Source organism: Jiangella alba (genome assembly GCF_900106035.1).
GTDB classification, from domain to species: Bacteria; Actinomycetota; Actinomycetes; order Jiangellales; family Jiangellaceae; genus Jiangella; species Jiangella alba.
Map to the genome: position 1 here is coordinate 233,109 of NZ_FNUC01000003.1, position 12,858 is coordinate 245,966.

Sequence of the window (12,858 nt, forward strand, 5' to 3'; positions counted from 1 at the left end):
GGGCGTGAACGAGGTGACCATCTACGACGTCGCCGAGCGGGCGCAGGTCAGCATCTCCACGGTGTCGCTGGCGCTGAACCACCCGGCGCGGCTGAAACGGTCGACGTTGGAACGCGTCCTCCAGGTGGCCGACGACCTCGGCTTCGTCCCCAAGGAACGGGCCGTCCTCCGGGCCCGGAAGGGCGTGCACCGCATCGCGGCGGTGGCGCCGTTCACGTCCTACCCGAGCTTCTCCCGGCGCCTGGCCGGCGTCTTCGACGAGCTCGGCGACCGCGGCGAGCAGCTGGTCGTCAGTGACTGCGCGGACATCGCCGTGTCGGCGTCGCCGGTGCTGGCCAGCATCCCCGTCCGCGGCCACGTCGACGGGCTGCTCAACCTCGGCGTGCCGCTGGACGAGAAGATCGGCGAACGGCTGCGGCAGCGGCTGCCCACCGTCCTGCTCGACACCCGCTACCCGGGCCTCCCCGACATCTGCGTCGACGACCACCTCGGGGGACGGCTGGTGGGCGAGCACCTGGCCGGCCTCGGGCACCGGTCGGTCGCGTTCCTCAACGAGGTCGAGACGTACCCGTTCCAGTCGCCGCCGGTGCTGCGGCTGGCCGGGCTGCGCACGGTGCTCGACGTCGTCGAGATCACCGTCCCCCGCGGCACCTCGGCGGGTGCGGCGGCGGTGGCGCGGCTGTTCGCGGACGGGCCGCCCGCTGTCACCGCGGTGGTGGGCTGCCGCGACCTGGTGGCGCTCGGCGCGCTGGCCGAGCTGCGCGCCCGCGGCCTGTCCGTTCCCGGCGACCTCTCCGTCGTCGGCTTCGACGACGACCCGGTCGCAGAGGCGCTCGGGCTGACCACGGTGCGGCACCCGTTCGAGGAGTCCGGCCGGCTGGCGCTACGCACGCTGCGGCGCATGCTGGCCGCCCCCGGCGAGGAGATCCCCAGCCAGCGCCTCCCCCTCACCCTCATCCCCCGCGCGACGACCGGGCCCGCTCCTACTGGCTGATCGGGGCCGCGCCGGGCTTCGCCGTGGGTCGGAGATGCCGGCACCACGAGTGCGCCATGAGGAGATGGCGGCGGCTGCGGAGCCGGCGCAGCACCCGCCGCCACCTCCGGCCCAGCCCACGAGCCGAGCCCGCGCAGCCTCTACCGGCACCTCGCGCAGGTCGGATGTGCTCGCGGCTCAGCCCACGTTCACCGTCACCCGTTCGGCGTCGACGCGGGCGGCGCGGCCGGCCGGGTTCTCGTGCCGCACCAGCACCGCCGAGCCGCCGACCACCAGTGGCACCAGCAGCGCGTCGACCAGGGCGGTGCCGAGATCGTCGGTCGCCACCAGGAGCCGGCCGCCCGGACCGGCGCCGAGCTGCTCGGCCCGCTGCCGGGCGTGGTCGGCCAGCCCGCCGAGCGTGTGCACGGCCCCGCCGCGGTCGAGCGCCGGCTCGGTGTCGTCGGGCGGGAAGATCGGCGCGAAGTGGTCGGGATAGCCGGGCACCTCGACGGCGTAGTCGGTGACGCCGGGCGGCAGCGGCTCGGTGAACCGCCCGCCGAGCGGCCGCAGCGCCAGCCCGACCACCTCCGGCGCGCTGCCCGCCGCCGCGGCGAGGTCGTCCGGTCCGGCGACCGTCACCTGCACGTCGCCACCCCCGGACCCGCCCTCGCCCCCTGACCCGAGCACGACGCACACGCCCGCCGACCAGCAGGCGGCCGCCCACGCCAGCGCCTGCCAGTGCGCCGGCAGCCGCAGCGCGACCCGTTCGCCGGTCTCGGCGCCGAGCCCGCCGGTGAGGAACCCGGCGGTCTTCGCGACCCAGTTGTCGAACGTGATGGTGGACAGCTCGACGCGCTCGCCGGTGGCGTCGTCGTAGAACGTGAGGAACGGCCGCGCGCCGTCGTGCCGGACGGCGGTGCGCAGCAGCTCTGCCGGGGTCTCACTCATGCGCCCACCCTACGGCCCCCGCCCCCTCCCCGTCTGAGTACCCGAACCGCCGCCGACCTGCGTCGTTGGGGTTGTCGGCGCCGCATGCTTCACTGGGTGCGTGATGGAGCGGACCTGGCGCCCGCGGCGTCCGGTCGACGTCGTGGCGACGCTCGCCGCCCACCAGCGCGGCCCGTACGACCCCGCCTTCCAGCTCGACGCCCGCGGGCGGGTCTGGCGCACCTGCCGGCCGGGTGGCGAACCCGCGACGGTGTGCGTGACGGCCGCGCGCGGCGATGTCACGGCCCGGGCGTGGGGCCCGGGCGCCGAGGCCGCGCTGGACGCCGTCCCGCAGTGGCTCGGCGACGCCGACGACCCCGCCGGCTTCCGGCCGCGCCACCCCGTCCTGGCCGACGCGGTCCGCCGGTTCCCGGGCACGGTCGTCGGGCGCACCGGGCTGGCCATGGAGGCGCTGGTGCCGGCCGTCCTGGAGCAGAAGGTCACCGGCACCGAGGCCTACCGCGGCTGGATGCGGCTGCTCCGGACGTTCGGTGAGCCCGCGCCCGGGCCCGCGCCCGCCCGCATGCGCGTCGTCCCGTCGCCCGAGGTCTGGGCCCGCATCCCGTCGTGGGAGTACCACCGCGCCGGCGTCGGGCCGCAGCGCTCGCGCACCATCGTCACCGCCGGGCGGCACGTCGCGCGGCTCGAGGAGATCTCCGGCCTCGCCACCGACGACGCCGACCGGCGGCTGCGCGCCGTCCCCGGCATCGGCGTCTGGACGTCGGCCGAGGTCCGCCAGCGCGTCCTCGGCGACGCCGACGCCGTCTCCGTCGGCGACTACGGGCTCCCGCACGTCGTCGCGTACGCGCTGACGGGGGAGCGGCGCGGGTCCGACGAACTGATGCTCGAGCTGCTCGAACCGTACCGCGGTCACCGTCACCGCGCCTGTCTGCTGCTCATGCGGGCCGGCCCGCTGCCGCCGCGCCGCGGCCCGCGCGCCCCCGTGCGCGACTACCGCTCGATGTGACGGCTCACAGCGTCACGGTGACGGTCGCGACGTCGACGGGCGGGTGGTCGGCGGACGGTTCGGCGGCGTGGCCGATCGCGACCGCGCCGATCGGCGTCCAGCCGGCCGGGAGGTCCAGCGCCGACGTCGCCGCCGCGAGGGCGGGGTCGGGGAACAGCCAGGCCGACGCGAGACCTTCGGCGCCGAGCGCGATCAGCAGGTTCTCGACCGCCGCGCCCAGGCCGAGCAGCGCGTCCGACCCGTCGAGCAGGCACGGGACCACGACGTACGGCGCGGTGCCGAGCAGTCCGGCGCCGTCCAGCGCCGACGCCAGCCGGCGGCGGGCCGCGTCCGACTCCAGCAGCACGAACCGCCACGGCGGGGTGTCGATCGGCCACGGCGCGGAGAACGCGGCCCCGACGGCCTGCCTGACGACGGCGGGGTCGACCTGCGCGGACGTGAACGACGACGCCGTCCGCCGGGCCGTGACGGCGGCGCGCATGGCCTCGGGGGTGCCGAGCCGGAAACGGTCCTCGGCGCTCGGCCGGATCAGCGCCGCGATGCCGCGGTCGTCCTCGCCGGGCTCCAGCAGCAGGTGCGGCAGGCCGCGCACGACGGCGACCGGGACGCCGGACAGCTTCGCCCGGACCAGCTCCGACGCCGCCGCCAGCTCGTCGGCCAGCGCGACGACCGTGACGCCGAGGTCGTTGCCGTAGGCGTCGGTGCTGCCGCGCAGGTCGTCGACGGCGCGGATGCCGGCCGAGCCGACCGCGAAGTCGGCGACGCCGTTGCGCCAGACCCGGCCCGCGGTGTCCGTCACGACGACGCCGACGCGGACGCCGTAGCGCTCGGCCAGGCCGTCGCGGAGGGCGCGGGCGGAGGCGTCCGGGTCGACCGGCAGCAGCACGACCGAGCCCTGCTCGACGTTCGACGCGTCGACGCCGGCGGCGGCCATGACGAAGCCGTGCCGGGTCTCGACGATGCGCGTGCGCCCGCGCGGCGTCGTCCACTCCGAGACCGTCCGCACAGCCTCGGCGTCGATGGCGTCGTCGCGGTCGAGGCCGGTCGCGACGCGGCCCTCGGCCTTGCTGACGATCTTGCTCGTGACGACGACGATGTCGCCGTCGCGCAGGGCGTCGCCGGGCGGGGCCTGCTCGAGAGCCGTCGCCAGCACCTCGACGAGGTCGTCGCCGGCGCGGACCTCCGGGATGCCGGGCAGTCCGAACGCCTCGTAGCGAGCGCTCACCGCGTCCGCACCTCCTCGGCGAGGTCGAGTGCCGCGCGGGCCATGGCGGCCGTGGTGTCGGGGTCGGTCATCCAGAGCGGGACGGCCCTGGCGCTGATGCCGGCCGCCTCGATCTGCTCGGTCGCCGCCTCGTCGACGGTGTCGACCAGCCAGCCATCCAGCAGGTCGGCGAACAGTTCCGCCACCCCGGCCGCCGTCGTCGGCACGCCGATGGCCGTCAGCGCCGCGTCTGCCATCCCTCTCACCGGTGAACCCCCGATGATCGGTGAGAGGCCGATCTTCGGCGCCTTCGCTGCGCGGACGGCGTCGCGGATGCCGGGGACGGCGAGGATCGGGCCGATGCTCACGACCGGGTTGGACGGCGGCAGCAGGATCACGTCGGCGGCGGCGATGGCGTCGAGGACGCCGGGGGCCGGCTTGGCCTGATCGGCGCCGACGAGGACGATGCGGCGGGCCGGGACCTCGGCGTGCAGGCGGACCCACCATTCCTGGAAGTGGATGGCCCGCTCGGTCTGGTCGTCGCCCGCGATCACGACGTGGGTCTCGACCCGGTCGTCGGTCATGGGGAGCAGGCGGACACCGGGCTGCCAGCGGTCGCAGAGCGCTTCGGTGACGGCGGACAGCGGGTAGCCGGCGGCGAGCATGCGGGTGCGGACGAGGTGGGTGGCGAGGTCGCGGTCGCCGAGCGTGAACCACTGCGCCTCGGCCCCGTACGCGGCCAGCTCCTCCGCGACGGCGAACGTCTCGGCGGCGCGGCCCCACCCCTGCGACTCGTCGATGCCGCCGCCGAGCGTGTACATGACGGTGTCGAGGTCGGGGCTGACGTGCAGCCCGTGCAACGTGATGTCGTCGGCGGTGTTCCCGACGACCGTGACCTCGGCGTCCGGCACGGCTCGCAGCAGCCCCCGCAGGAACCTGGAGCCCCCGATCCCGCCGGCCAGCGCGGTGATCCTCAGCACAGCCACGACCGTACCCGGTGCCACGTGGGCGGCCGGCCCGCGCCCGGTCAGCGAGACGCCCGGCTGGTTGCGGCGTTCCATGATCATCAAGCATTCGGGGCGTGATAACACCCCAGATCACGGATGATCATGGAGGAACCGGGGTTCCGGCACGCGGAGAGCCCCGATTTCTCCGTGATCAATGTGGCGGCGCGGATGTGGGGCGCGGACGGCGGACGGCGGGTCGGCCGCCGACGACCGGCCGACGTGCCAACTCGGCGACGGTGGGCGGTCGGTGGCAGATGGCGGGCGGTACAGGCGGCGACCTGTGCGGGCGGCACACGGTGCTGACCGCAGGCGACCGGGCAGCGGGCGGCGCGCCGCGCGGCGAACGGCGATCGGGCAGTGGGCGGCGCACTGGTGCGGCGAACGGTGGCCGGGTGGCGAACGGCACACCGGGCAGCGGGCGGCGCACCGTGCGGTGAAACGGCGACGGGCGGCGCGCTGGGACGGCGAACTGTGCACCCAGCAGTGCACCGGCGCTCTGTGCCCGCACTTCCCCGTCCCCCTGATAGCTGCCAGTTCTTAGGCCGCGGTGCCGCGGGTCAAGCGGTGCCCCGCCCGCGCGAAGCGCCGATCAGGCTCCGCTTGAGGCGCGGTGCCGCGGCTGAGAAAATGGGCAGCAGGGGGACGGCGACGTGGCGAACTCGGCGTACCGCACGCCGGCCAACGAGATGCCCGCGCCAACCGACCCGCCCGGCCGACGCCGAGTGGGCCGGGCGAACGCTGCGGCGGCCGAGCTGACGCCGAGTGGGCCGGGCCGGCCGCCTCGCCGACGTGGAGTCGCGCAAGAGGGCCGGGCGAGGCGTGGTGGGCCGGGCGACCTCGAGCGGACCGAGCGACGCCGAGGTGCCCTGGCCGAGGTGGGCCGGGCGAACGGCAGTGTGCGCCGGCGACGTGAGGTGAGCTGCGCCGGGTGAACGCCGCCTCGGGCCGAGGGGAAGCCGACGTGAGTTACGCCGCACCGCGACTCGGGCTGGGTCGAGGTGGAGAAGCCGCCGTGAGCCGCGCGGGGTGAACGCCGCGTTGGGTCCTGGCGGAGAGACCGAGGTGGGGCACGCCCGGCGGCGTCGAGCTTGGCCGAGGAGGAGAAGCCGAGAGGCTCGCCGGGCCGCGTCCAGTGGGCGGGGGAACGTCGAGGTCAGGCGCGCCGGGCGAACACGGCGTCGACCGAGGTGGGTCAGGGCGGAAGGAGCGGCGGCGGCCGGCGCCGCGTCGGGTCAGGCGAGCCGGGTGAGCGGGCGCGGACCAACCCGCCGCTACCGTCCAGCCGGCGGGGAAACCGGGCGCCGAGGCGGAACCCGGGCGCCGTCCGGGACGTCAAGGAGATGGTGCGCCCGGCGGTCCTGCATCGGATGTTCGGCCGTCTGGCGTGCCGCGCGGCGAACCGCTTATGCTCCCGCCTCGAACCGCCCGAAGCCCCGCCCGGACTGCCGCGAGCAGCCTGGACGCGGTGCCGCAGGGCGGGTCGGGGCGTGCCGCTGGGGCGGGGCGCCGGCAAACGAACAGAGATCTTTAGCACGGTTCCGCTTGACGCGCACGTATTGCACTCATGTAATTTCGAACGTGTCGTTCAGTGATTTCGCGGCCTCGACCACCGCGGCGTCACTTCGGGGGCCGGCTCTGAGCCGGAGAAACAGGTCGAAGGAGGCGAGCCATGACCGAGTGGGACGGGGACCAGGTAGACCTGCTCTGGGGCGAAGCCGAAGAGATGAGTTGGCAAGAGCGGGCGCTGTGCGCCCAGACTGATCCGGAGGCGTTCTTCCCTGAGAAGGGCGGGTCCACCCGAGAGGCCAAGCGTGTGTGCCTCGGCTGCGAAGTCCAGGCGGAATGCCTGGAGTACGCACTGGCGCACGACGAGCGCTTCGGCATCTGGGGCGGGCTGTCCGAGCGGGAACGGCGGAAGCTCAAGAAGAGGGCGGTCTGACGGTCGTCCGGCCGGTCGCCGCAAAGCTGAACTCTGCCGTTCTCAGGTTCAGCGCGTAAGGTTGGCGGCTGGCACACGGGGTTGCCCGGCCGAGGCACGCTTCGGCCGGGGCCGCCGCCCCGGTGCTCGCAGACCTATCGCTGGAACGACGACGAGGCATGGCACCGGACCCCTTGACCGCAATCGACAACGGCAGCACGACGCCCAGTGTCTATTCCGACCCTGGCATCGGCGCCGACGCCGCCCTGGACGCGTTCGCCGGTGACATCGGCGAACCGGAGCCGGTCGACCCCACAGCGCTGCTGACGCACGACGTCACGGCGGTCATCGTGGCGCACGACGGCAGCCGGTTCATCCACCGCACGCTCGAGGCGGTGGCGGCGCTGCGCCGCATGCCCGAACGCATCGTCGCCGTCGACACCGGGAGCCGCGACGAGACCGAGCAGATCCTGACGTCCACCCTGGGTGCGCCGTCGGTGGTGTCGATGCCCCGCTCGACGGGGTTCGGCGCGGCCGTCGCGGCCGGGGTCGCCGCCGGCGACGACATGGCGCAGGCCATGCGGGGGAGCGGCGGGCTGCGCCAGTCCGACCGCACGCACTGGATCTGGCTGCTCCACGACGACAGCGCCCCCGCGCCGGACGCCCTGTCCAGGCTGCTCGAGGCCGCCGTCCGCCGCCCCGACGCGGGCATCATCGGGCCGAAGGTGCTCGACTGGCGCGAGGGCCGCCAGCTGCTCGAGATCGGCCTGACGGTCACCGGCGGCGGGCGCCGCCACACCGGCCTCGACCGCCGCGAGTACGACCAGGGCCAGCACGACACCTCGAAGAACGTCCTCGCCGTCGGCAGCGCGGGCATGCTGATCCGCCGCGACGTGTGGGACGAGCTGGGCGGGTTCGACCCCCGGCTGACGATCTTCCGCGACGACCTCGACCTCGGCTGGCGCGCCAACGAGGCCGGCTACCCGGTCGTCGTCTGCCCCGACGCGGTCGTCTACCACGCCGAGGCCGCCGCGCACGGACGGCGCCGGCTGGGCGCCACCCGCGACCGGCCGCACCTCGCCGACCGCCGCAACGCCATCTACGTCCTGCTCGCGAACACACCGGCGCGGTCGCTGCTGTTCGTGCTGCTCCGCGTCGTGTTCATGGGCCTCGGCCGATCGCTGACCTTCCTGGTCGGCAAGCAGCCGGCGCTGGCGTTCGAGGAACTGGTGGCGCTGCTGTCGGTCGTCGGCCGGCCGGACGTGCTGATCCGGGCCCGCGCCCGGCGCCGGCGCACCCGCCGCAAGGCGCCGTCGCAGCTGCGCTCGCTGTTCCCGCCGCGCGGCCAGCAGCTGCGGCACGCCGGCGAGAACGTCTTCGGCATGATCACCGGGTCCGGCAGCGGCGCGGGCCACGACGTCTCCGGCGGACGCCGCGCGGCCACGTCGGGCGACGACGAGGAACCGGCCGGCGACGACGGCCGCATCCTGCGCTTCCTGCTGCACCCCGCCGTGCTGATGACGGCCGCCCTCATCGTGGTGACGCTGGTCACGGCGCGCGGGCTGATCGGCTCCGGCCGGCTGTTCGGCGGCGCGCTGCTGCCCGCACCGGCCGCCGCGGGCGACCTGTGGGCCGTCTACACAGAGTCGTGGCACGGCGCCGGGCTGGGCAGCCCGTCGGCGACGCCGCCGTACCTCGGCGTGGTCGCGCTGGTCGGGACGCTGGTCCGCAACGCCTCGCTGGCCGTCGACCTGCTGCTGATCGGCTCCGTCCCGCTGTCCGGCCTGACGATGTACCTGCTGGTCCGCCGCATCGTGCAGACGAAGCTGCTGCGGGTCTGGGTGGCGACCACCTACGCGCTGCTGCCGGCCGTCACGGGCGCCATCGCGGCCGGCCGGCTGGGCACCGCCGTCGCCACCGTCCTGACGCCGCTGCTGGTGCTCGCGGTCATGCGCACGCTCGGCACGCCGGGCCGCTCCGGACCGGGCCGGGCCGCGTGGAGCGCCGGCCTGCTGCTCGCCGTCATCTCCGCGTTCGTGCCGCTGGCCTGGCTCATCGCGCTGGTGCTGGCCATCGTCGCGGGCGCGACGGTGTTCCGCGACCGCCGCTCGCTGCTGCGGCTGGGGGTGCTGCTGGCGGTGACGCCGGTGGTGCTGATCCCGTGGACCGGCAGCCTCATCACCCGGCCGATGCTGCTGGTCACCGAGGCCGGCGTGGCCGGACCGGGGCTGTCCGACCCCGAGCTGGCGCCGTGGTCGGTGCTGCTGCAGAACCCCGGCGGCCCCGGCAGCGGCCCGGTCTGGCTCGGCGCCGGCATCGTGGCCGCCGCCTGGATCTCGCTGTTCCGCCCGGTGCGCCGGCTGGTCATCGCGACCGCCTGGGTGGTCGTCGGCGTCGCGCTCGTGGCCGGCATCGTGCTGTCGCGCATCGCCGTCAGCGGCCCGACGCTGGAGACCCCGGTGGCCGGTTGGCCCGGGTACGCGACGGTGCTGGTGGCGGGTGGCCTGCTGATCGCGGCCGCCATCGGCGGCGAGGGCGCCCGCGAACGGCTGTCGCGGGCCAGCTTCGGCTGGCGCCAGCCGCTGGCCGTCATCATCGCCGGCGCCGCCGCGCTGGCCCCGATCATCGGCGCCGGCTGGTGGGTCGCGCGCGGTGCGGGCGACCCGATCGAGCGCCGCGACCCGGGCATCCTGCCCGCCTACGTCGCCGACGAGGCGGACCGCCCGGAGCGCGTCCGCACGCTGGTGGTCAACCGCGCCGACGACGGCCGCATCACGTACGCGCTGCTGCGCGAGTCCGGCCCGCGGCTCGGCGACGCCGAGACCAGCCCGCCGCCGGAGGAGTACGGCCCGCTCGACGACGTCGTCGCCGACGTCGTGTCCGGCCGGGGCGGTGCCGATGGCGCCCGGCTGGCCGAGTTCGCCGTCCGCTACGTCTACCTGCCGCGGCCCTACGACCCGGACCTCGCCGACACCCTCGACACCGTGCCCGGCCTGGTGCGCAGCAGCGCGCCCGAGGGCGCGGCGATCTGGCAGATCGACCAGCCGGTCGCGCGGGTGTGGATCGCCGCCCCGCCGGCCGAGGACGGTGAGCTGGCGCCGATGGCCGACGAGAACACCGAGGTCGTCACGGTCCCCAGCGGCGAGGTCAACGCCGGCGGCAGCGTGCCCGAGGGCCCCGAGGGCCGGCAGGTCGTGCTGTCCGAGCTGGCCGACCCGGGCTGGACGGCGCGCTTCAACGGCGCCGAACTGGAGCCGACGACGTACGGCGGCTGGGCGCAGGCGTTCACGCTGCCGCCGCAGGCCGGTGAGCTGACCGTCGAGTACGAAGGCAACCGGCGCGCGTTCTGGCTGTGGTTCCAGCTCGGCGCGGTCGTGGTCGCGGTCGTGCTGGCGCTGCCCGGCATCCGCCGCGAGCGCGGCGCCGTCGACGACGCCGCCGACCTCGACCCCGAGGACTCCTCGCCGCAGCTGCCGCTGGCGCCGGTCCCGGCCGGCGCGGAGCCGCAGCCGGTGGCCGCACGTGGCGGGCGCCGCAAGGGCTCCCGGCGCGGCGCCGAGCCGTCGCCGTCCCCGCGGCCCGCGCCGACGCCGCAGCCCGAACCCGAGCCGGCCGACGCCGCCGCCTGGGTGCCGGGCGAGCGCAGCCTCGGCGAGCGGCTGCGCGGCCGGCCCGCGTCGAAGCCGGCCGGGGCGCCCCAGGACGAGCCCGCTCCGGCGCGTGGACGAGGTGCGCGCAAGCGTGCGGCCCGCGAGCCCGAGCCGTCGGCCGAGGCGACCGCGTTCCTCGAGTCGATGCCGGAGGCGGTGTCGGCGCCCGATCCGGCGCCGCGCGGCCGCGGCGGCCGGAAGCGGGCGGCGCCCGAGCCCGAGCCCGTCGCCCCTGAGGCCGACCCGCTGACCGATCCCGCGTTCGGCGAGCCGCCGGCCGCCCCACCGGCCGCCGAGCAGGAGCCGCATGCCGTCGGCAACTGGGACCCGTTCGCCCGGGCCGGCGTCGACGACGACGCACCCCGCGGGTCCATCACCGACGCCTACCAGGGCCGCCGGGCCGGCCGCGCGGCCGACGAGGCGCCCGGCGCCGACGCCGGTGGCCGCACCCGCCGCGCGCCCGGCAAGCGCGCCGCGGGCAAGCGGGCCAAGGGCCGGCGGCAGGAGGACGACAAGTGATCAGCGCACGTTGGGCCGGCCTCGCGGCCGGCGCCGGGGTGGCCGTCGTCGTCGGCGGGGCCACGCTCATCGGCCCGCCCGGCTCGATCGTCGACGACCATCCCGAGGTCCGCGAGCCGGTCGTCCGGTCGTCGCTGGTGTGCCCGTACGTCGACGGCGAGGACGCCGGCAGCGCCGAGCTGGGCGTGCTGGCGCTGCCCGGCGTCGACGCCGCCGAGTCCGCCGAGGGCGCCGAGCAGCCGCCCATCACCGTCCGGGCGCTGGCGCTGCCGCCGGACCCGGAGAACCCCGAGGCCACCGGCGACCCCGCTGCCGAGGCCGCGTCCGAGCCGCTGGTCAGCATCGCCGAGCGCGGCGTCCCCACCATCACACCGGTCGAGACCGGGGCCGGCACGTCGTACGCCGTCACCGGCCAGGGCGCGCTGGCGCCGGGGCTGGCGGCCGAGCAGTCGCTGCTGCTGCAGGAGGTCGACCTCCGCGGCGTCAGCACCGCGGCCTGCACCGCACCGCGGCGCGAGCACTGGTTCGTCGGCGCCTCCGCCGAGGTGGGCCGGCGCGGCCGGCTGGTCCTGTCCAACCCGACGGACGTCCCCGCCGTCGTCGACGTCGAGCTGTGGGACGAGGCCGGCGTCATCGACGCGCCCGGCACCCAGGACGTCGGCGTGCCGGCCCGCAGCCAGCGCATCATGCTGCTGGACGCGCTGGCGGCCGGCTCGGTGACCACCGCCGTGCACGTGCAGTCCAGCCAGGGCCGGGTCACCGCCGCGCTCGAGGTGCGCGAGACCGAGGAGATCACGCCGCAGGGCATGACGTACGTCCCGGCCGCGGTCGCGCCCCGCCGCGACCTCTGGATCCCGGGCGTGCCCGGGTCCGGCCAGCGCAGCCTGCGCATCGTCGCGCCCGGCAACACCGACGCCATCGTGCAGCTGCAGGTCCTCGGCGTCGACGGCGCGTACAGCCCGGTCGACCAGGACGTCGTCACCGTCACGGCGGGCACCGTCACCGACATCCCGCTCGACAGCGGCACCGACCCCGCCGGCATCCGGCTGCAGAGCGACGAGCCGATCACCGGGTCGATCCGGGTGGTCCAGGCGACCGACGGCGGCGGGCCCGACGTCGCCTACACGTCCGCGTCCGAGCCGCTCACCGGCCCGACGCCGGCGCTGCTCAGCCGTGCGGCGTCGGGTATCGCCAGCACGCTGCTGCTCAGCTCCACCGTGCAGACGACGGCGCGGGTCACCGTTCAGACGCTGGCCGCCGACGGCACCGTCGCCGCCGAGACGCCGATGGAGTTGCCGCCCGGCGCCACCGTCCCGGTGCCGCTGACCGCGGTGGGCGACGCCGCCAACGCGACCGTCGTCGTGGTGCCCGAGGCGCCCGGCTCCGTGGTCGCGGCCCGGCAGATCAGCGGCGCCGACGACGACGGCGCGCTGCTGGACCTCATGCCGCTGGTCTCGCCCACGATCGAGGTCGACGTGCCCGAGGTGGTCGGCGAGCTCCCCGACGTCCCGGAGCCCGTGGAGTCGCCCTAGGCGTCCTGGACCCGGCCTGCCCGGCGCCTTCCGGGAGTACTGTTCGGGCGCGGTGACCTCAGCGCCAACTGTTGGCACAGGTGTCACCCCGCCGCACA

8 protein-coding genes are annotated in these 12,858 nt (G+C 76.0%); 5 read left to right on the forward strand and 3 right to left on the reverse strand.

The window, feature by feature from the left end; translation table 11 throughout:
- Positions 1–4 precede the first annotated feature (4 nt).
- Positions 5–994, forward strand: a complete 990-nt coding sequence (locus tag BLV02_RS03855) for a LacI family DNA-binding transcriptional regulator (protein WP_069110416.1) — start codon at positions 5–7, stop codon at positions 992–994.
- Positions 995–1,171: 177 nt separating this feature from the next.
- Here the strand turns inward: BLV02_RS03855 and BLV02_RS03860 are convergent, their stop codons facing one another.
- The gene (locus BLV02_RS03860; protein ID WP_069110415.1) at positions 1,172–1,924 is read right to left on the reverse strand and encodes a TIGR03089 family protein; all 753 of its coding nucleotides are present in this window, start codon (positions 1,922–1,924) and stop codon (positions 1,172–1,174) included.
- Between the two features lie 103 nt (positions 1,925–2,027).
- On the opposite strand from BLV02_RS03860, the gene BLV02_RS03865 reads away from it, so the two are divergent.
- On the forward strand, positions 2,028–2,930 hold the full coding sequence (locus tag BLV02_RS03865; RefSeq protein ID WP_069110414.1) for a DNA-3-methyladenine glycosylase family protein: 903 nt from the start codon (positions 2,028–2,030) through the stop codon (positions 2,928–2,930).
- A gap of 4 nt (positions 2,931–2,934) precedes the next feature.
- On the opposite strand, the gene BLV02_RS03870 is transcribed toward BLV02_RS03865, so the two are convergent.
- Together BLV02_RS03870 and cofD are read right to left on the reverse strand one after the other, a co-directional pair.
- A complete protein-coding gene (locus tag BLV02_RS03870) occupies positions 2,935–4,155 on the reverse strand; it encodes a coenzyme F420-0:L-glutamate ligase (protein WP_069110413.1) in 1,221 nt (406 codons plus the stop codon).
- Positions 4,152–5,111, reverse strand: coding sequence for a 2-phospho-L-lactate transferase (gene cofD / locus BLV02_RS03875; protein WP_069110720.1), 960 nt, complete (start codon positions 5,109–5,111; stop codon positions 4,152–4,154). The genes BLV02_RS03870 and cofD overlap by 4 nt, the downstream gene beginning before the upstream one ends.
- A gap of 1,699 nt (positions 5,112–6,810) precedes the next feature.
- Between cofD and BLV02_RS03880 the strand changes: the two genes are divergently transcribed.
- The 3 genes from BLV02_RS03880 (at position 6,811) to BLV02_RS03890 (ending at position 12,760) form a co-directional block, all read left to right on the forward strand.
- Positions 6,811–7,080: a WhiB family transcriptional regulator gene (locus tag BLV02_RS03880; RefSeq protein WP_069110412.1), complete on the forward strand. Its 270-nt coding sequence runs from the start codon at positions 6,811–6,813 to the stop codon at positions 7,078–7,080.
- A gap of 173 nt (positions 7,081–7,253) precedes the next feature.
- The gene (locus BLV02_RS03885; protein ID WP_171906697.1) at positions 7,254–11,228 is read left to right on the forward strand and encodes a glycosyltransferase; all 3,975 of its coding nucleotides are present in this window, start codon (positions 7,254–7,256) and stop codon (positions 11,226–11,228) included.
- Entirely contained in the window at positions 11,225–12,760 is a 1,536-nt protein-coding gene (locus BLV02_RS03890; protein WP_069110410.1) for a DUF5719 family protein, read from the forward strand. The genes BLV02_RS03885 and BLV02_RS03890 overlap by 4 nt, the downstream gene beginning before the upstream one ends.
- The last annotated feature ends 98 nt before the right edge of the window (positions 12,761–12,858 follow it).